The organism is Colwellia psychrerythraea (genome assembly GCF_000764185.1).
GTDB classification, from domain to species: domain Bacteria; phylum Pseudomonadota; class Gammaproteobacteria; order Enterobacterales; family Alteromonadaceae; genus Colwellia; species Colwellia psychrerythraea_B.
In genome coordinates this window covers 1-22270 of the sequence record NZ_JQEC01000041.1, presented here as the reverse complement: position 1 = coordinate 22270, position 22270 = coordinate 1, and the positions used below count along the sequence as shown (strand labels likewise).

Sequence of the window (22270 nt, the reverse complement as noted above, 5' to 3'; positions counted from 1 at the left end):
TCCATAATCTTAGAAACAACACCAGCACCAACAGTACGACCACCTTCACGGATAGCGAAGCGTAAACCTTCGTCCATCGCTACTGGGTTGATTAGCTCAACAACAAACTTAAGGTTGTCGCCAGGCATTACCATTTCAACACCTTCAGGAAGCTCTACAGCACCTGTGATATCTGTTGTACGGAAGTAAAACTGTGGACGGTATCCTTTAAAGAATGGAGTATGACGACCACCTTCATCTTTAGAAAGTACGTATACTTCTGATTCGAATTTAGTGTGAGGTAAGATTGAACCAGGAGCACATAGTACTTGACCACGTTCAACATCTTCACGCTTAAGACCACGTAGAAGAACACCACAGTTCTCGCCAGCACGACCTTCGTCAAGAAGCTTACGGAACATTTCAACACCTGTACAAGTTGATTTTTGTGTATCACGGATACCAACAACTTCTACTTCTTCACCAACTTTGATGATACCACGTTCAACACGACCAGTTACAACAGTACCACGGCCTGAGATTGAAAATACATCTTCGATAGGCATGATGAATGCACCATCAATAGCACGCTCTGGCTCTGGGATGTAAGTATCTAAATGATCAGCAAGTTCAATAACTTTCGCTTCCCATTTTTCTTCACCGTTAAGTGCGCCTAAAGCTGAACCTTGGATAACTGGTAAGTCATCACCTGGGAAATCATATTCAGAAAGAAGTTCACGAACTTCCATTTCTACTAATTCTAATAACTCTTCGTCATCTACCATGTCACATTTGTTCATGAACACGATGATGTAAGGAACACCAACTTGACGAGAAAGTAAGATATGCTCACGTGTTTGTGGCATAGGACCATCTGTAGCAGCAACTACTAAGATAGCGCCATCCATTTGTGCAGCACCAGTGATCATGTTTTTGATGTAATCAGCATGGCCAGGACAATCTACGTGAGCGTAGTGACGTGATTCAGTATCGTACTCGATGTGAGAAGTATTGATTGTAATACCACGTTCACGTTCTTCAGGAGCGTTATCGATTTGTGCGAAATCTTTAACTTCACCACCATGTACTTTAGTAAGTACAGCAGAGATTGCAGCTGTTAGAGTTGTTTTACCGTGATCTACGTGACCGATAGTACCAACGTTAACATGTGGTTTTAGACGTTCAAATTTTTCTTTAGCCATTTTTCAATTACCTTAAAGTTTAGTGTAACTATATAAATTAAAAGGCGCAGTCAAAATGACCTTGCCAGATGTAAATATTAAATATTCTTGTAATGGTTACTCTAACGAGTTTCCATAATTTTTTGTGCTACCAATTTCGGTGCTTCATTGTACTGCTGAAACTCCATAGAGTAAGATGCACGGCCTTGTGTAGCACTACGCAAGTCGGTAGCATAACCAAACATTTCGGCTAAGGGTACCAATGCATTTACAATTTTCGAACCTGCAGGACCTTCGTCCATGCCATCTATCATTCCGCGACGGCGGTTTAAGTCACCAACAACATCACCCATATTGGCTTCTGGTGTCAAAACTTCAACCTTCATCATTGGCTCTAAAATAACAGGATTTGCTGCCAAAGCCCCTTTTCTAAAGCCCATAGAAGCAGCCACTTTAAATGCTATCTCGTTAGAGTCAACATCATGAAAAGAACCATCATAAAGAGTGACTTTAATGTCTAATAATGGATAACCAGCTAAAACGCCACTATCCATCTGCTCTTGACAGCCTTTTTCTACTGCAGGAATAAATTCTTTTGGTACTGTGCCGCCAACGATTTCGTTAACGAATTCAAAACCAGCACCTTCTTCGTTTGGTTCCATTTTCAACCAGACATGGCCAAATTGACCTTTTCCGCCTGATTGACGTATAAACTTGCCTTCAACCTCAACAGTACCGCGTATTGTTTCTCGATACGATACTTGTGGGTTACCAACATTACACTCAACACCAAATTCACGTTTCATACGTTCAATCAGGATATCTAAGTGTAGCTCACCCATACCTGAAATAATGGTCTGTCCAGTTTCATCGTCAGTAGCCACTCTAAATGAGGGATCTTCTGCGGCAAGTTTACCTAGAGCAATACCCATTTTTTCTTGTGCTGCCAGTGTTCTTGGCTCTACCGCTACTGAAATTACCGGCTCAGGAAATTCCATGCGCTCCAAGGTAATAACGTTTTTCGCATCACATAAAGTATCACCCGTAGTGACATCTTTCAAACCAATAGCGGCGGCAATATCACCCGCACGTACTTCTTTAATTTCTTGTCTGTCGTTGGCATGCATTTGCACAATACGACCAAAGCGCTCTTTTTTGCCTTTAACGGGGTTAAAGACACTATCGCCTGTTTGCACTACACCTGAATACACCCGGAAAAAAGTCAGAGTACCAACAAAAGGGTCTGTCGCTATTTTGAAGGCTAAAGCCGAGAAAGGCGCATCATCATTTGCTGGACGAGTACCTTCAGTTTCATCCTTATCATCATTAATACCGGTAATTGCCGCAACTTCAGTTGGCGATGGTAGGTATTCAATAACCGCATCAAGAACCGCTTGCACACCTTTATTTTTAAAAGCACTACCACAACTACATAAGATGATGTCATTGGCTAAAGTACGAATACGTAGACCTGACTTGATTTCTGCTTCGGTCAATTCACCTTCTTCAAGGTATTTATCCATTAATTCTTCATTAGCTTCAGCGGCTTCTGAAACTAAATTCTCACGCCATTCTTCTGCTTGTTCGATCATATCAGCAGGAATGTCTTCGTAAGTAAAAGTCATACCGTGATCTTCTTCAGACCAGTTAATGGCTTTCATTTTGATTAGATCAACAACGCCTTTAAATTCTTCTTCTGCACCGATCGCTAAATGTATTGGGACTGCATTAGCATCTAAACGATCTTTTAATTGTTTAACAACGGCTAAAAAGTCAGCACCAGTTCGATCCATTTTATTAACGAATACTATGCGTGGTACCGCATATTTTTCCATTTGTCGCCAAACGGTTTCAGTTTGCGGTTGAACACCTGAAGAAGCGCACAGCACTAATACCGCACCATCTAGTACCCGTAGTGAACGCTCAACTTCAATAGTAAAGTCAACATGGCCAGGGGTATCTATTATGTTGATACGATGATCATCAAATTGACCTTCCATACCCTTCCAGAAACAGGTTGTTGCCGCTGAAGTGATGGTTATGCCACGCTCTTGCTCTTGTTCCATCCAGTCCATAGTGGCCGCGCCGTCATGCACTTCACCAATTTTATGAGATAGACCTGTATAGAACAATACACGTTCTGTGGTGGTCGTTTTACCTGCATCTACATGCGCACAAATACCAATATTACGGTAGCGCTCTATAGGAGTGATACGGGCCAAAATGAAATCCTCTTACCATTACTCGTCATTTACTCAGGCAAATGAATCAAATAATTTTTGTTTAGTGTTATTAACTAAATATTCGCTGGAGATATTATCTCAAAGTACAAATATTTAATTAATAAAACTCTATCATTATTGTACGAATTCTAGTTAAAAGCCCTAGTCCGTAAAATGAGTATGGCTAGCAAGAATAATCTTGCTAGCCATGTTACCTGTCCGAGAACAGGTAATACAATCAGTCAATACTGCTAGCTTACCAGCGGTAGTGAGCGAATGCTTTGTTAGCGTCAGCCATACGGTGAACGTCTTCACGTTTCTTAACCGCTGAACCTTTGCTGTCAGACGCATCTAACATTTCGTTAGCTAGGCGCTGAGCCATTGATTTTTCACCACGTTTACGAGCTGCTTCAACTAACCAACGCATGGCTAGAGCATTACGACGCACTGGACGTACTTCAACTGGAACTTGATAAGTAGAACCACCAACACGACGAGATTTAACTTCGACAGATGGACGGATGTTCTCAAGAGCTGTTTCGAACAACTCAATTTGGCTTTTCTCAGATTCTTTAGTTGATAAAATGTCTAATGCACCGTAAACAATTTTCTCGGCAGTAGATTTCTTACCATCAACCATAAGGATGTTGATGAATTTTGCTAAAAGTTCGTTATGGAACTTAGGATCTGGCAATATTTTACGTTGCCCAACGACGCGTCTTCTTGGCATCTTAATTCTCCGTGTTATTCAGGTTTAACCCAAAATACATAAATTTAAAAAATTTTTAATTTGGCCTTACTTAACGTTTCTTATTTTTACCTATTAACTAGGAAAAAAATGGAAAACTTAAGATTTAGGTCGTTTAGCACCGTATTTAGAACGGCCTTGTCTTCTATCGCTTACACCAGAACAATCTAGTGCGCCACGAACAGTGTGGTAACGCACACCTGGTAAATCTTTAACACGACCACCACGGATTAAAATCACGCTATGCTCTTGTAAGTTGTGACCTTCACCACCGATGTATGAAGTAACTTCGAAGCCGTTAGTTAAACGAACACGAGCTACTTTACGTAAAGCTGAGTTAGGTTTTTTTGGTGTAGTAGTATACACACGAGTACAAACGCCACGACGTTGTGGACAAGCTTGTAACGCTGGAACGTTACTCTTTGTTACTTGTCTAACACGTGGTTTACGTACTAGTTGGTTAATAGTTGCCATTATAGCTCCTGATTAGTTGTTACCAAGGAAAGTAGCCTTGATAAATTATTGTGCAAAACTCAAATCAATGGGAAAGATTTGCACGCTCGTAGTATTTCTTTTACCAGATAAAAACATGAAATCATCACGTTTTTTTATATTATGCACACTAGGTACAGAATATAAGGTCGCGAAATTCTATAGGTCAATGATTGAGCTGTCAAGTATTTGATCGTTACAGCCCCGTTTAATCTGACTTACAGATCATTTTCTAAATTAACTATGGCAGTATCACATCGGTATAATGTAAGGCTATAAAAACAAAAAAGCCGTATCTTCACTTATAGAAAGGAAGATACGGCTTTTGATTATTAGCTAATAGGTTGCCCTATTACTTAATAACAATCACTTAATAACGATTAGTCATTATCACCTGAAAGTAAATCAGCATTCAAAGCATCCATTAATGCTTTTTCTGCATCATCAGCTGAAACTTTTGTTTCAGCAACAGGGTTCAATGCTGCGGCTTTACGACGAGCACGTTCTTGATGATACGAATAACCTGTACCAGCTGGGATTAAGCGACCAACGATAACGTTCTCTTTTAAGCCACGTAGACCATCTTTCTTACCTGCAACAGCAGCTTCAGTAAGTACACGTGTTGTTTCTTGGAACGACGCCGCTGAGATGAATGACTCAGTTGCAAGTGATGCTTTAGTAATACCCATCATCTGCATTTCGTATTCAGCTGGTTGCTTGCCGGCAGCTTCAAGTTCACGGTTTGAGATATTTACTCGCGCCACTTCAACTTGCTCGCCTTTAAGGAAATCAGAATCACCTGCATCAAGAATTTCACATTTACGGATCATTTGACGTACGATAACTTCAATGTGCTTATCGTTAATCTTAACACCCTGTAAACGGTAAACTTCTTGTACTTCGTTAACGATGTAGTTAGCAACTGGTGCAACACCACGTAAACGCAAGATATCATGTGGAGATTCAGGACCATCGGCAATAACTTCACCTTTGATTACTGGCTCACCTTCATAGATATTCAGTTGACGCGTTTTAGGGATCATCTCTTCGTAAACGTCACCGTTTGGCTGAGTAATCAATAAGCGTACTTTGCCTTTGGTTTCTTTACCGAAAGCAACAACACCTGTTTTCTCTGCAAGAATAGCAGGAAGTTTAGGTTTACGTGCTTCAAATAAATCAGCTACACGAGGAAGACCACCGGTAATATCACGAGTTTTTGAACTTGCTTGTGGTATACGCGCTAGTGCATCACCAACGCCAACATCGGCGCCATCTTCAAGGTTAACAATTGCATTGCCTGGTAAGTAATAAAGTGCTGGAATTTCAGTACCAGCGATCATTACGTCTTTACCTTTACTATCGACAAGTTTCAATGCTGGACGCATTTCTTTACCGGTAGCATTACGTTGTGCTGCATCAGTAATTACGATGCTTGATAGGCCTGTTAGTTCATCCGTTTGGCGAACCATAGTCACGCCATCAACTAAATCAACAAATTGTACCTTACCTTTTACTTCCGTGATGATAGGGTGAGTATGTGGGTCCCAGTTAGCGATAGTATCGCCAGAGGTTACCGCTTGACCATCATTTTTAGAAAGTACAGAACCGTAAGGCACTTTATAACGTTCTTTTTCACGACCCATTTCATCAATAATAGTTAATTCTGATGAACGTGAGGTAATAACAAGGTGCTTCTCTGTGTTAGTTACAAACTTAGCGTTTTGTAACTTCAAAGTACCTGTATTCTTAACTTGTACGCTGCTTTCAGCAGTAGCACGCGATGCAGCTCCACCGATATGGAACGTACGCATAGTAAGCTGTGTACCCGGTTCACCGATTGATTGTGCCGCAACAACACCAATAGCTTCACCTTGGTTGATCATATGGCCACGAGCCAAATCACGACCATAACAATTAGCACAAATACCAAAGTCAGTCTTACAAGTAATGATTGAACGTACTTTGATTTGATCTACTGAATTTTCTTCAATAACATCACAAAGTGCTTCATCAATTAAGGTATTACGAGGAAGTAACACTTCTTCTGTACCTGGGATTAATACGTCATCACAAACAACACGACCTAGAACACGTTCTCTAAGTGGTTCAACAACATCACCACCTTCGATTAATGGTGTCATTAATAAGCCATCTGTAGTGCCACAATCGTGGTTAGTAACCACTAAATCTTGTGCAACATCAACTAAACGACGAGTTAAGTAACCCGAGTTAGCCGTTTTAAGTGCTGTATCGGCAAGACCTTTACGCGCACCATGTGTTGAGATGAAGTATTGTAATACTGTCAGACCTTCACGGAAGTTAGCTTTGATTGGTGTTTCGATGATTGAACCATCTGGTTTAGCCATCAAGCCACGCATACCTGCTAGCTGACGAATCTGTGCAGCACTACCACGAGCGCCCGAGTCAGCCATCATAAAGATAGAGTTGAAAGAATCTTGCTCTTCCATTTCACCATCTTTGTTCATTACCATTTCTTTCGATAAGTTATCCATCATCGCTTTCGAAACTTTTTCGTTCGCAGACGACCAAATATCGATTACTTTGTTGTACTTCTCACCGGCAGTTACTAGACCTTGGTCAAACTGTGCTTGAATTTCAGCAACTTCAGCTTCAGATTCTTCTACAATCGTATATTTAGCTTCAGGTATAACCATATCGTCAATACCAACCGAGGCACCAGCGATCATTGCATAATGAAAACCTGTGTACATGATTTGGTCAGCAAAGATTACAGTTTCTTTTAAACCTAAGTTACGGTAAGCATGGTTAATCAATTTTGAAATTGGTTTTTTACCTAGTGGCAGATCAATTAGATCAAAAGGTAAACCCTTAGGACAAACTTGCCACATAATGGCACGACCAACCGTAGTATCACGTAACTTAGTAACTGGTTCCCATTCACCATCAGCATTTTTAACATGTTCAGTAATACGAACTTTAATGCGAGCATGAAGTTCAGCTACACCAGTACGGTAAGCCTTTTCTACTTCTTTCTCGTCAGTAAAGATCATGCCTTCACCTAAACCATTAATACGGAATCTTGTTAGGTAATAAAGACCTAATACAACATCCTGTGATGGCACGATAATTGGCTCACCGTTTGCTGGTGCTAGAACGTTGTTCGTTGACATCATCAACGTACGTGCTTCCATTTGTGCTTCGATAGTAAGAGGTACATGTACCGCCATTTGATCGCCATCGAAATCGGCATTGTATGCCGCACAAACTAGTGGATGAAGGTGAATTGCTTTACCTTCAATTAACACAGGTTCAAACGCTTGGATACCCAATCTATGAAGAGTTGGTGCCCGGTTAAGCATTACTGGATGTTCACGGATTACTTCATCAAGTACATCCCAAACTTCAGCGCCTTCACGCTCAACTAATTTCTTAGCCGCTTTAATTGTTGTTGCTAAACCACGACGTTCTAAAAGACCGTAGATAAATGGTTTAAATAACTCTAATGCCATTTTCTTAGGTAAACCACATTGATGCAGTTTAAGCGTAGGACCAACCGTGATTACAGAACGACCAGAGTAATCTACACGTTTACCTAGTAAATTCTGACGGAAACGACCTTGCTTACCTTTGATCATATCGGCAAGAGATTTAAGAGGACGTTTGTTAGAACCGGTAATTGCACGACCACGACGACCATTATCTAGTAATGCATCAACAGATTCTTGTAACATACGTTTTTCGTTACGTACTATAATATCTGGTGCAACTAAATCTAAAAGACGTTTTAAACGGTTGTTACGGTTGATAACACGACGGTAAAGATCGTTAAGATCTGAAGTCGCAAAACGACCACCATCGAGTGGTACTAACGGACGTAAATCCGGCGGCAAAATTGGCAGAACATTCATAATCATCCATTCAGGCTTGTTACCTGAAGCGGCGAATGCTTCCATTAATTTTAAACGCTTAGTAATTTTTTTACGTTTAGTTTCGCTACCGATTTCAGGTAATTCTTCACGCATTTGCGCTACTTCACCGTCTAAATCAATTTGTTGTAGTAAAGCTAATACTGCTTCGGCGCCCATTAGTGCGTCGAATTCATCACCGTGCTCTTCTAACGCATCAAGATATTCTTCTTCCGTTAGAATTTGGCTTTTTTCTAATGTTGTTAAACCAGGTTCGGTTACAACATAGGATTCGAAATAAAGCACACGTTCGATATCACGTAATGTCATATCGAGTAATAAACCAATACGTGATGGTAATGATTTTAAGAACCAAATGTGAGCCACTGGACTTGCTAATTCGATATGACCCATACGGTCACGACGAACTTTAGTCAATGTAACTTCAACGCCACATTTTTCACAGATTACACCACGATGCTTTAAACGTTTATATTTGCCACAAAGACATTCGTAGTCTTTTACTGGGCCAAATATGCGTGCACAGAATAATCCGTCACGTTCTGGTTTAAAGGTACGGTAGTTAATGGTTTCTGGCTTTTTAACTTCACCAAAAGACCAAGAACGCATCAAATCTGGTGATGCTAAGCCGATGCGAATACCATCGAACTCTTCGGTCTGATTTTGTTGCTTAAGAAACTTAAGTAAATCTTTCACACACTTCTCCTGTCGGAGTTAAATCTTTAGAAGAAAACAAAATCTGCCTCCTTCCCTCACTGAATATGTTCAGCTACAACTTCTTAGAACTAAATGCCTAGAGCTAAGCTCTAGGCATAGGGTACTAGTCCTGGTCTAATTCGATGTTAATACCTAAAGAACGAATCTCTTTAAGTAATACATTGAATGACTCAGGAATACCTGGTTCCATTTTGTGATCACCGTCAACTAAGTTTTTATACATCTTAGTACGACCGTTAACATCATCAGATTTCACTGTTAACATTTCTTGTAACGTGTAAGCTGCGCCATATGCTTCTAGGGCCCATACTTCCATCTCACCGAAACGCTGACCACCGAACTGAGCTTTACCACCTAGTGGTTGCTGAGTTACAAGTGAGTAAGAACCAGTTGAACGTGCATGCATTTTGTCGTCAACTAAATGGTTTAGTTTTAACATATACATGTAACCAACAGTCACTGGACGCTCGAACTTACGACCGGTACGACCGTCTGTTAACCAGAACTGACCACTTTCAGGCATATCAGCAAGTTTAAATAACTGTTTGATTTCTTTCTCTGCTGCACCATCAAATGCTGGTGTTGCAATAGGAAGACCTGCGCGAAGGTTAGCCGCTAAACGCATAACTTCATCATCTGAGAAACTAGCGATATCAACTTCTTGACGAGATTCACCAACATTATAAACCTCTTGAATGAAGTTACGTAGTTTATGAATTTCACGCTGTTCTTCTAACATGCGGTTGATCTTCTCACCAACACCACGACAAGCCATGCCTAAATGAGTTTCTAAAACCTGACCAATGTTCATACGTGATGGAACACCTAACGGGTTCAATACGATGTCAACTGGTACACCGAATTCATCGTATGGCATATCTTCAACAGGCACTACATTTGAAATAACACCTTTGTTACCATGACGACCAGCCATTTTATCACCAGGCTGGATATGACGTTTAACAGCTAAGTAAACCTTAACGATTTTTAATACGCCAGGTTGTAAGTCATCACCTTGGGTAATCTTACGACGCTTAACTTCAAATTTCTTATCGAAATCTTCTTTAATGTTGTCGTATTGCTCAGAGATTTGTTCAAGCTCTGCTTGTTGAGCTTCATCAGCTAAGTTTTGTACTAACCACTTGTCACGAGACATTGAGGTTAAGTCAGACTCATTAAGACCAGCAGATAATAATAATTTCTTAGTACGTGCGTAAATACCATCTTCTAAAATGCTTAATTCATCGCCAAGATCTTTCTTAACTTCTTTAAGTTGCATTTGTTCAATTTCAACTGCACGAGCATCTTTTTCAACGCCGTCGCGAGTAAATATTTGAACATCGATGATAGTACCTTTAACAGAGTTAGGTACACGTAATGAACTATCTTTAACGTCAGCAGCTTTCTCACCGAAAATTGCTCGTAGTAGTTTCTCTTCTGGCGTAAGTTGTGTTTCACCTTTAGGCGTAACTTTACCTACTAAGATATCACCACCATTTACTTCAGCACCAATATAAACAACACCCGCTTCATCTAATTTAGATAATGCTGATTCGCCTACGTTTGGAATATCTGCAGTAATTTCTTCACTACCTAACTTAGTATCACGAGCGATACAGGTTAGTTCTTGAATATGGATAGTTGTGAATCTGTCTTCAATAGCAACACGCTCAGATAACAACATTGAATCTTCAAAGTTGTAACCATTCCACGGCATGAATGCGATACGCATGTTTTGACCTAGTGCCAATTCACCCATATCAGTTGAAGGACCGTCAGCTAATACATCACCACGTACCACTGGCTCACCCATACGACACACTGGACGTTGGTTGATACAAGTATTTTGGTTAGATCGTGTGTATTTAGTTAAGTTATAAATATCTATACCTGCTTCACCAGCATGCATTTCATTTTCATTAACTTTTACAACAATCCGTGATGCATCAACATAGCTCACTACACCGCCACGTTTGGCAACTGCAGTTACACCTGAATCAACCGCTACAACTTTTTCCATACCAGTACCAACAAGAGGTTTATCAACTCTTAAGGTAGGTACAGCTTGACGTTGCATGTTCGAGCCCATCAAGGCTCTGTTAGCATCATCATGTTCAAGGAATGGAATAAGTGACGCCGCAACAGAAATTATTTGTTGTGGTGAAACATCCATATATTGAACGTCAGCAGAAGCTTTTAACGTAAATTCATTTCTATGACGACAGTTAACTAACTCTTCGGTTAACATGTTTTTATCATCACTTTTAGCGTTGGCCTGAGCGATAACAAAGTTACCCTCTTCAATCGCTGATAAGTAATCAATATCGTCAGTCACTAAACCGTCAATTACTTTGCGGTATGGTGTTTCTAAGAAACCGAAATCATTGGTACGTGCGTAACAAGAAAGCGAGTTGATCAAACCAATGTTTGGACCCTCTGGCGTTTCGATTGGACAAACACGACCATAGTGAGTTGGATGTACATCTCGTACTTCAAAACCAGCACGTTCACGGGTTAAACCACCCGGCCCTAAGGCAGAAATACGACGCTTATGTGTTACTTCCGATAACGGGTTGTTTTGATCCATAAACTGTGACAATTGTGATGAGCCAAAGAACTCTTTCACTGCCGCAGAAATTGGCTTAGCGTTGATTAAATCTTGTGGCATGATTGCATCTAAGTCACCAAGACTTAAACGCTCACGAACTGCACGTTCAACACGAACAAGACCAACACGAAATTGGTTTTCTGCCATTTCGCCAACAGAACGAATACGACGGTTACCTAAGTGATCGATATCATCAACTTCGCCTTTACCGTCACGAATGCCGATCAAGGTTTTCATTACTGAAATAATGTCATCATTTGACAAAATACCAGTACCAACATCATCTGCATTGCCAACACGACGGTTGAACTTCATACGACCTACAGTTGATAAATCATAACGTTCTGATGCGAAAAATAAGTTGTTGAACAACGTTTCAGCAGCATCTTTCGTTGGTGGCTCGCCTGGACGCATCATACGGTAAACTTCAACTAAAGCTTCTAACTTGTTAGTTGAGTTATCAACACGCATAGTGTCTGACATGTATGAACCAACATCAAATTCGTTCATGTATAAAGTAGAAATTACTTTATGGCCGGCTTGACTAAGCTCAGCTAATAATTCTAAGGTGATTTCAGCATTTGCTTCAGCAATTACTTCACCAGTAGATTTGTCGATATACGCTTTTGATAATACACGACCAACGATATAATCTGCTGGTACTTCTAATTTATCAATTTTAGCTTTAGATAAAGCGCGAATATGGCGTGCAGTTATACGACGACCAGACTCAACTAATACTTCACCTTTTTTGATCGAAAGATCAAAAGTAGCTGTTTCACCACGAAGACGCTCAGGGATTAGATCCATGATCAACTTATCACCTTTGATGGCGTATTCAGTTGTGTCATAGAACATCGCTAGAATTTCTTCAGTAGAATATTCTAATGCACGTAAGATGATTGACGCTGGTAATTTCCGACGTCTATCGATACGTACAAATAAGTTATCTTTTGGATCGAATTCAAAATCTAACCATGAACCGCGGTAAGGAATAACGCGTGCGTTATATAATACTTTACCCGATGAATGCGTTTTACCTTTATCGTGATCAAAGAATACACCAGGAGAACGATGTAATTGTGAAACGATAACACGCTCAGTACCATTAATTACGAAGGTACCGTTATCTGTCATCAACGGGATTTCGCCCATGTACACTTCTTGTTCTTTGATATCTTTAACAGTACCGGCTGCGGCTTCTTTATCGTATACCACTAAGCGTAATTTAACGCGTAACGGTGCAGAATAAGTCACACCACGTATTTGACATTCTTTAACGTCAAATAATGGTTCACCTAAACGATAGCTTACATATTGTAATTCTGAGCTACCTGAATATGCTTTAATAGGGAAAATAGAACGGAAAGCAGCCTCTAGACCGGTTTCACCTGTTGTGTCAAGATCAATAAACTTGCGGAAAGAATCGAGTTGAATGGACAACAAGAATGGATATTCCATTACTTGTGCACTTTTACCAAAGTCCTTTCTAATTCGCTTTTTCTCAAAGTATGAGTAAGCCATGGGGTTCCTCAGCTTGCTGGTTATGGCCAAATCTGCCCACTGAGCGAAGCTCAGCTAGACAGGTTATGCTGTAATATTTACGTCTAAATATTACTAGATGATGCCCTAATAGTTAGAAAAATCACCTAAACGCTTAGTAATGCTTTGTTAAAGGACAAATAACTCATTTATTCTCTAACAACAAAAGCGCAAAAAGGCCGGTGACGTTTAAATCACCAGCCATGCCTTTTCAGGCAAATAATCTGTTTAAAAACAGATTATTTGATCTCAACAGAAGCACCAGCTTCTGAAAGAAGTTTAACAAGCTCTTCTGCTTCAGCTTTTTCTACGCCTTCTTTCACAACGCCTAAAGATTCAACTAAATCTTTAGCTTCTTTAAGGCCTAGACCTGTAGCGCCACGAACTGCTTTGATTACTGCAACTTTCTTCTCACCGAAGCTAGTCATAACAACGTCAAACTCTGATTGCTCTTCAGCAGCTTCAGCTGGACCAGCTGCAGCAACTGCTGCAGAAGCAGATACGCCAAATTTTTCTTCCATTGCTTCGATTAAAGCAACAACGTCCATTACTGACATTTCAGCAACTGCGTTTAAGATATCGTCTTTAGAAATAGACATACTATATTTTCCTAATTTTTAATAAACAGGCTATTTTACTTTTCTTATTAAGTAAAAAAACACTGTTTGAAATAACTATAAATACAAAAAGCTTGGTTATAAGCAATAAGCTTATATAACCTATGCAGCTTCCTGTTCTTTCTGATCGCGTACTGCAGCAAATGTGCGGGCTAACTTGCCTGCAGATGCTTCTTTCATAACGCTCATCAAACGTGAAATCGCTTCGTCGTAAGTTGGTAGCTTAGCTAACATATTTACGTCTACTGCGTTGCCTTCAAATGCGGCTGCTTTTAATTCAAATGCTTCGTTAGCTTTAGCGAAGTCTGTGAATAAACGTGCAGCAGCACCTGGGTGATCACTTGAAAAAGCAATTAATGAAGGACCTTTGAATACGTCAGAAACACATTCAAAATCAGTACCTTCTACTGCACGACGTGCTAATGTGTTACGGACAACTTTCATCCATACGCCATTTTCACGTGCTTGCTTACGCAATACAGTAATTGCTTCAACTGCAACACCACGGGCATCCGCGATTACAACTGAGTGAGCGCCATTAGCAGCTTCTTGAACTTCAGCAACAATTGCTTTTTTGTCATCAAGATTGATAGCCATTGGCTTTAACTCCTGGTTCACCGGCCATATAATATATGAGCACCGGTATTTACAATCCCTAAACACCAATAAGGTGTTTAGGCCATTACGGCGAGGACCAGAATTTAAGAAAAATATCTGGGTAATCACCATCTACGTAGGAAGTATTAAGTATTTAAATCAGAAGAAATAAATACACCTACGGTCTTGGACGGGGGTTGTCTACTTTAGTCGGCTTTATTATGAAATAAGGCCAAAAAAGTGCACAACTCCTACCAAAATTTAAGGGGCGAAATTATAGATTATAATTTCGCCCTTGTAAAGATTCAATACACGAAACTTCACTCAAGTATTTACAGGTAATAAATTACCGGTAAATATTAGTCTTGAGAAAGAGTCGATTGGTTGACGACAACGCCGGCACCCATAGTTGTAGAAAGAGAAACTTTCTTCAAGTATTGACCTTTAGCATTTGCAGGTTTTGCTTTTTTAAGCGCTTCAAGCAATGCTTCTAAGTTTTGTTGCAAATCTGCAGCTTCGAAATCAGCCTTACCAATAGTGGTATGGATGATGCCGTTTTTGTCGTTGCGGTAACGGATCTGACCAGACTTAGCGTTTTTAACCGCGCCAGCTACGTCAGGAGTTACTGTACCAACTTTAGGGTTAGGCATTAAACCACGTGGGCCTAAGATTTGACCTAGTTGACCAACAACACGCATTGCGTCAGGAGAAGCAATAACAACGTCGAAGTTCATTTCGCCAGCTTTTACTTGCGCAGCTAAATCGTCCATACCAACAATGTCAGCACCAGCTGCTAAAGCTTTCTCTGCGTTTGCACCTTGAGTAAATACAGCAACACGTACTTCACGGCCAGTACCATTTGGTAATACTGTAGCGCCACGAACGTTTTGATCTGATTTACGAGCATCGATGCCAAGGTTTACTGCAACATCTACGCTTTCACGGAAGTTAGCAGTAGCAAATTCTTTTAATAAAGAAACTGCTTCATTGATATCGTATTCTTTTGTTACGTCTACTTTTTCACGGATAAGACGAGCGCGTTTTGATAATTTAGCCATTGATTAGTCCTCTACCACTAAACCCATTGAACGAGCAGAGCCCGCAATGGTACGCACTGCAGCTTCTAATGAACCAGCAGTTAAATCAGGTTCTTTTGTCTTAACAATTTCTTCAAGTTGAGCTGTAGTTACAGTACCAACTTTTTCAGTGTTAGGACGACCAGAGCCGCTTTTTATGCCAGCTGCTTTTTTCAATAAGTAAGAAGCAGGTGGAGTTTTTGTTTCGAAAGTAAACGAACGGTCATTATATACAGTAATTACTACTGGAACCGGAGCGTTCTTTTCTAAAGAATCTGTTTTTGCGTTGAACGCTTTACAGAATTCCATGATGTTAACACCATGTTGACCTAATGCAGGACCAACTGGTGGTGACGGGTTAGCTGCACCAGCAGCTACTTGTAGCTTGATTAGAGCTTGGACTTTTTTAGCCATTTTAAAATACCTTGTGTTTGGGTAATTAACGCGAGTCACATAATACTAAGTTAGCATACACCAACCTAGTCTATATTTTCGCTTCCCTGTTTACAAAATTCGCTTTAAGAACAGTTACTTTCATAATGTTATCAAGCGCATTTAGTGCGCACTAAAAATAAGCGGCAGCGGATTATATATTAACCAGCTATTGCATTTCAAGATATTTATGCGAATGGTCACTATAACACCTGTTATTTATTTCGAGGTATAGGCATCTGTCTACAAGACTAATCGATGTAGAACATTATTTTCCCTAGACTTTTCAGGTTACACTTTTACACACACTAGTCACTACCTCCTCTTGAATATTGTTAGCAAGCCCATATTTTATATTTAGCTTTTATCATATGGTGATTACCTTGTCTTCAAAAAATATACCGACCTCTCTATTAAGAACATTTATTGAGAGCAACCAATTTCAGCGCTTCCTTATTTTCCTCATCCTTTTTAATGCCATTACCCTTGGCCTAGAAACCAGTCAGTTTGGTAAAGCTAATGCTGATATTCTGCATATTATTGACACAACAATTCTAGTATTGTTCTCTATAGAGCTATTATTAAAACTCATTGTTTATCGAAGTGATTTTTTCCGCTCAGGCTGGAATTGGTTTGACTTCATTATTGTCGCTATTTCTTGGGTACCAACCAGTGGTGCTTTATCGGTATTGCGAGCGTTTAGGATCCTGAGGGTATTGCGCTTACTTTCTGTAGTACCGCAAATGCGGCGCGTTATTGGCGCTTTAGGTCATTCGTTACCCGGTATGGCCTCGGTAGTTGGCGTATTAAGTATCATCTTTTATGTTTCTGCGGTGTTAACAACTAAAATATTTGGCAGTCACAGTGATACTAATATGCAGGAATGGTTTGGCAGCATTGGTGCCTCGGCTTACACTCTATTCCAAGTAATGACACTAGAAAGTTGGTCTATGGGCATTGTACGGCCAACAATGGAGCTTTTCCCACTTTCTTGGGTGTTCTTTGTGCCATTCATTATTATTACCAGTTTTGCCGTGCTTAATCTGTTTATTGGTATCATTGTCGATGCCATGCAAGTGATGCACGAAGAAGAAGGAAAACCTAAACAAACTATTGCTACTAAAGAAGATATGTTAATACTTGAACGAAAAATTGACCAACTAAATCAGCTTTTGCAAGCGAAAGATTCTATTTCTAAATAACAATGACTCTTTATAAGGGTCAATGAAGTTAATCGGAAGATCTAATACCTTAATAAATTGACCGCTATTATAATTAAACAGTTATCAAATACCCCCTATTAAGCTATGGTTAATGCTATAAAAAATATAATCTTACGGAAATAACATGACGTTTAGTCCAACCGTTCTTAATTTTAACAAGTTAATGCTGATCACAATGCTGCTACTCATAGCTGCTTGTAGTAGCAAGCCCCAAGTAACAAACCCTCCTAACTTAGTCAGCGCCAAAATATATATCAACCAAGTGGCTTTTGACGTGCAGGCCCCTAAGTCAGCAGTAGTTGTTTTACCTATAGGTGAAACAGCAAGCCGCTTTATTGTCTACCAAAACGAAAACATCATCTATCAAGGTAACCTTAAATCACAACCCAGCTTTACAGAATGGGGAAAAGGGGCTCATTATTACCTTGCTGACTTTTCCTTAATAAAGCGCCGCGGTGATTTTCATGTTGTCGTCAATACACCAAAGCAGCAATTGGCTTCTTCAACATTTACTATAAAGCATCATGCTTACTTTGTTTTAACGGCTAAATCGCTTATCAATTACTTTAAAGCTAAGCGTCATTCTAACCCAAAAGACAAATCAATACGTATTAAGGGTACTGAGCGTTATGTCGATGTTTCAGGTGGTTGGCTCGATTCCGGTGGCAATGCCAACAAATCATTAGCGCAATTTCCACAATCAAATTTTCTAGTTAGCCAGCAAGATGCGATGACTACCTGGGCTTTGGCTAAGTCATATAATAAGTTAAGCAGACTGTATGATCGCCAAGCTTTAACTTTATACTTAGCTGAAGAAGTCATTTGGGGCGCTGATTATTTGCATAGAATATTAGATAATAACGGCTACTTCTATACCAAAATTATTGATGGTAGCGTTGCTGATGACGAACGTTTAGTGAGTAACTACGACGCACTTAATGATAAGTACACCACCAACTTTCAAGCCGCTTTTCGTGAGGGTGGTGGCATGGCTATAGCTGCTTTAGTAAGAGCGTACGAGATAAGTAATAAGACAGGTGTTCAGGGTGAGTTTTCTGCCAAGCAATACTTAACTGATGCCGAACGTGCTTTTGCTCACTTACAAAAATACAATTTGCGCTATGTGGACAATGGTAAAGAAAATATAATTGATGACTACAGCGCACTGATCGCAGCAACTGAACTTTACCGTATCACCAGAAAAACAAAATATTTAAAAGCAGCTCGCCATCGTGCTCATAACTTAAATTCTAGAATGACGTCACAAGGTTGGTTTGTCAGTGACGATGACGAAAGGCCATTTTTCCATGCCGTCGATGCTGGCCTACCAATTATTGCGCTAGTAGACTATTTAGCTATAGAGCGCGACCGACAAATCACAGCTAAAACCAAACGTACAATTAGATTATCACTAGATTACCAATTAGCATTAAATACTCGGGTAGCCAATCCTTTTAATTTAGCTAGGCAAACATTCAAAACCTCTACGGTTAGACTAAAACCTAAGCAACAGGAAGGTTTTTTTATGCCACATGCTAATGAAATAGGGCAGTTGTGGCAAGGTGAAAGTGCTCGCATGGCATCATTATCAGCGGCGGCCATTTGGGGCGGTAAGATAACCCACAGAGATACTCATGGTGCTTTTAGCATTAATAACAAACTGGCTAGTTTCGCCCAAAGCCAAGTCGATTGGATTATGGGGAAAAACCCTTATCAAGTGAGTATGCTTTATGGCTTTGGTGTTAATAATCCACCGCATTCTAAAAGTGCTGGCACCATGATTAATGGCGGTATATCAAGCGGCATCACCGGTGCAACTTTAAATGCTGATGGCCGAGGAATTACTTGGGCCGAAGGTCCAGACGAAAATAATTGGCGCTGGGTTGAGCAATGGTTGTCACATTCAACTTGGTATTTATTAGCCATGACGGCCATGACTGAGTAATCACGTTAGCGGGCCAAGCCTATCTTAGCCCGCTTCCTTGCTTAACTATCACTATAGACCCTCCCTTTCGTCCTGTATGTTATCTTCCTTGACTATATAATCAATTGCTAAAGCGATCATTACGCCCGTCTCCCACAATTCACAGGCTTCAAAATTAAATTATCTTCACATCAAAAAATAGTGATTGAATAATTTAATGACAAAAAAAAACGCCTGCACAAGGCAAGCGTTTTTATATCAAGTACTTTTTATTTCAAGTAAAGATGGCTAATTAGCTACCTTTTTCAACTTGACCAAATTCTAAATCAACAGGCGTAGAACGACCGAAGATAAGAACTGATACTTTAATACGGTTTTTATCGTAATCAAGCTCTTCAACAACACCGTTAAAGTCAGCAAAAGGTCCATCAATAACACGAACAACTTCGCCTGGTTCAAACAATGTTTTAGGTTTAGGCTTATCAGTCTCTTCAAGACGCTGTAAAATACGGTCAGCTTCTTTTTGAGTAATTGGTGCTGGACGATCACTTGTCCCGCCAATGAAACCAAGAACACGCGGCACGCTTTTAACTAAATGCCATGCATCAACGTCCATTTCCATTTGTACTAAAACGTAGCCAGGGAAAAACTTACGTGAACTTTTACGTTTTTGACCTGCACGCATCTCTACTACTTCTTCAGTAGGGACTAAAATCTCACCAAACTTATCTTCTAAGCCGTGGATTCCAATGTGCTCTTTCAGTGTTTTTTGTACGCGACCTTCGTAACCTGAAAATGCTTGTACTACAAACCAACGCAATTTCGGGTTTCTATTTACTTGCTGTTCTGCACTTTCTGCAGCTGAAATTTCTTCTGGGATGTTTTCTTCTGACATATTTTCTTCAGACATAACTAAACCTGCATACCTGTAACCAAACCAACTAACCAGAATAGAACAGAGTCTAATCCCCAAAGTAGTAATGACATTAACAAAGTCACTACTAATACAATACCTGTTGTCTGTATAGCCTCTTGACGCGTTGGCCATACAACTTTACGTACTTCAGTACGTGCTTCTTTTGCAAATATAGCGGCATTACGACCTTTTTCAGTTTGTAATGCAATTAAACCAGCAACACCAACCATTACTACTACAGCAACAGCTCTAATTAATACTGATTCTTCACCGTAAACGTAATTACCTGCAACAGCAGCGGCTAAAAGTAAGAAGATAACTCCCCATTTTAACGTATCGAAAGAACTGCTTGGTTGCTCTTCTGTACTTGCATTCATAATTCTATTCCGTATTTATCTACTTTCTAATAACACAACTTGTCATTACAAGCCGCGACAACATAGCTAAATCTAGCTATGCTTACTTAAAATGGCAGGGGTGGAGAGACTCGAACTCCCAACCATCGGTTTTGGAGACCGCTGTTCTACCAATTGGAACTACACCCCTACAGACTGCTTATAAAACAACAGTTACACTTATCAGGTGAATCTTATTTTTTGGGAATTAAGAGATACTCGAGAAGTGAGGCGCTATTATACTCAGCCCAGTGTTTTACTCAAGAAGTATTTGTTCTATTGGCTAAGATAAGCAATTTCTTTACTCATATTTCAATTTAGACTCAAAAAATAAGCAATTGAAAAGCATTGGTTTCCCAACAAAACACCTCGGGTTGACAACTACTGAAATATAGCTAGAACTATATTGTAGAATTCCGATCAGAAACTTCGTAAATGACGATCGCTCTATTATAGATTTCTATTGGTTAAATAAGATCAAAAAAGGCCGCGTTAGCGACCTCTTTTATTCAGTATTATTTCTAATATGAATTTGTTGTTATTCAACGGACTAACAAGGCGGTAGGCACGGAGTTGACGTGAGTCAATGAGTACCTACAACGCGGTTAATCCTAAGAAAAACTACAAATTAGTCCATAATCTTAGAAACAACACCAGCACCAACAGTACGACCACCTTCACGGATAGCGAAGCGTAAACCTTCGTCCATCGCTACTGGGTTGATTAGCTCAACAACAAACTTAAGGTTGTCGCCAGGCATTACCATTTCAACACCTTCAGGAAGCTCTACAGCACCTGTGATATCTGTTGTACGGAAGTAAAACTGTGGACGGTATCCTTTAAAGAATGGAGTATGACGACCACCTTCATCTTTAGAAAGTACGTATACTTCTGATTCGAATTTAGTGTGAGGTAAGATTGAACCAGGAGCACATAGTACTTGACCACGTTCAACATCTTCACGCTTAAGACCACGTAGAAGAACACCACAGTTCTCGCCAGCACGACCTTCGTCAAGAAGCTTACGGAACATTTCAACACCTGTACAAGTTGATTTTTGTGTATCACGGATACCAACAACTTCTACTTCTTCACCAACTTTGATGATACCACGTTCAACACGACCAGTTACAACAGTACCACGGCCTGAGATTGAAAATACATCTTCGATAGGCATGATGAATGCACCATCAATAGCACGCTCTGGCTCTGGGATGTAAGTATCTAAATGATCAGCAAGTTCAATAACTTTCGCTTCCCATTTTTCTTCACCGTTAAGTGCGCCTAAAGCTGAACCTTGGATAACTGGTAAGTCATCACCTGGGAAATCATATTCAGAAAGAAGTTCACGAACTTCCATTTCTACTAATTCTAATAACTCTTCGTCATCTACCATGTCACATTTGTTCATGAACACGATGATGTAAGGAACACCAACTTGACGAGAAAGTAAGATATGCTCACGTGTTTGTGGCATAGGACCATCTGTAGCAGCAACTACTAAGATAGCGCCATCCATTTGTGCAGCACCAGTGATCATGTTTTTGATGTAATCAGCATGGCCAGGACAATCTACGTGAGCGTAGTGACGTGATTCAGTATCGTACTCGATGTGAGAAGTATTGATTGTAATACCACGTTCACGTTCTTCAGGAGCGTTATCGATTTGTGCGAAATCTTTAACTTCACCACC

The 22270-nt window shown here is 40.0% G+C and carries 15 protein-coding genes and 1 tRNA gene; 2 read left to right on the top strand and 14 right to left on the bottom strand.

Annotation, left to right across the window (positions count from 1 at the left end):
- The 10 genes from tuf (GAB14E_RS08465) to rplK form a co-directional block, all read right to left on the bottom strand.
- The coding region (gene tuf, locus GAB14E_RS08465) for an elongation factor Tu (RefSeq protein WP_033082627.1) at positions 1-1181 on the bottom strand (1181 nt) is incomplete at its 3' end.
- A gap of 101 nt (positions 1182-1282) precedes the next feature.
- Entirely contained in the window at positions 1283-3382 is a 2100-nt protein-coding gene (fusA, locus tag GAB14E_RS08470) for an elongation factor G (RefSeq protein ID WP_033082994.1), read from the bottom strand.
- A gap of 256 nt (positions 3383-3638) precedes the next feature.
- A complete protein-coding gene (gene rpsG / locus GAB14E_RS08475) occupies positions 3639-4112 on the bottom strand; it encodes a 30S ribosomal protein S7 (protein ID WP_019030130.1) in 474 nt (157 codons plus the stop codon).
- Between the two features lie 117 nt (positions 4113-4229).
- Entirely contained in the window at positions 4230-4604 is a 375-nt protein-coding gene (gene rpsL, locus GAB14E_RS08480; protein WP_011045492.1) for a 30S ribosomal protein S12, read from the bottom strand.
- A 398-nt stretch (positions 4605-5002) separates the two neighbouring features.
- Positions 5003-9226, bottom strand: coding sequence for a DNA-directed RNA polymerase subunit beta' (gene rpoC, locus GAB14E_RS08485; protein ID WP_033082993.1), 4224 nt, complete (start codon positions 9224-9226; stop codon positions 5003-5005).
- A gap of 124 nt (positions 9227-9350) precedes the next feature.
- Complete coding sequence (gene rpoB / locus GAB14E_RS08490) at positions 9351-13379, bottom strand: DNA-directed RNA polymerase subunit beta (RefSeq protein ID WP_033082992.1); 4029 nt, start codon at positions 13377-13379, stop codon at positions 9351-9353.
- 257 nt (positions 13380-13636) lie between these two features.
- Positions 13637-13996 (bottom strand): 50S ribosomal protein L7/L12, encoded by a 360-nt coding sequence (rplL, locus tag GAB14E_RS08495; RefSeq protein ID WP_033082991.1) that lies wholly within the window; start codon positions 13994-13996, stop codon positions 13637-13639.
- Between the two features lie 120 nt (positions 13997-14116).
- The gene (gene rplJ / locus GAB14E_RS08500; protein WP_033082990.1) at positions 14117-14611 is read right to left on the bottom strand and encodes a 50S ribosomal protein L10; all 495 of its coding nucleotides are present in this window, start codon (positions 14609-14611) and stop codon (positions 14117-14119) included.
- A gap of 359 nt (positions 14612-14970) precedes the next feature.
- Positions 14971-15669 (bottom strand): 50S ribosomal protein L1, encoded by a 699-nt coding sequence (rplA, locus tag GAB14E_RS08505; protein ID WP_033082989.1) that lies wholly within the window; start codon positions 15667-15669, stop codon positions 14971-14973.
- Positions 15670-15672: 3 nt separating this feature from the next.
- A complete protein-coding gene (rplK, locus tag GAB14E_RS08510) occupies positions 15673-16101 on the bottom strand; it encodes a 50S ribosomal protein L11 (protein WP_033082988.1) in 429 nt (142 codons plus the stop codon).
- A gap of 401 nt (positions 16102-16502) precedes the next feature.
- Here rplK and GAB14E_RS08515 point away from each other — a divergent pair, with 401 nt between their 5' ends.
- Positions 16503-17321, top strand: a complete 819-nt coding sequence (locus GAB14E_RS08515) for an ion transporter (protein ID WP_414734064.1) — start codon at positions 16503-16505, stop codon at positions 17319-17321.
- Positions 17322-17466: 145 nt separating this feature from the next.
- Positions 17467-19287: a glycoside hydrolase family 9 protein gene (locus GAB14E_RS08520; protein ID WP_033082987.1), complete on the top strand. Its 1821-nt coding sequence runs from the start codon at positions 17467-17469 to the stop codon at positions 19285-19287.
- Positions 19288-19558: 271 nt separating this feature from the next.
- Here the strand turns inward: GAB14E_RS08520 and nusG are convergent, their stop codons facing one another.
- The 4 genes from nusG to tuf (GAB14E_RS08540) form a co-directional block, all read right to left on the bottom strand.
- A complete protein-coding gene (gene nusG, locus GAB14E_RS08525; protein WP_231562062.1) occupies positions 19559-20176 on the bottom strand; it encodes a transcription termination/antitermination protein NusG in 618 nt (205 codons plus the stop codon).
- Between the two features lie 2 nt (positions 20177-20178).
- Entirely contained in the window at positions 20179-20559 is a 381-nt protein-coding gene (gene secE, locus GAB14E_RS08530; protein ID WP_033082986.1) for a preprotein translocase subunit SecE, read from the bottom strand.
- Between the two features lie 92 nt (positions 20560-20651).
- A tRNA-Trp gene (locus tag GAB14E_RS08535) sits at positions 20652-20728 on the bottom strand.
- Positions 20729-21205: 477 nt separating this feature from the next.
- On the bottom strand, positions 21206-22270 hold a 1065-nt coding region (gene tuf / locus GAB14E_RS08540; protein WP_033081051.1), incomplete at its 5' end, for an elongation factor Tu.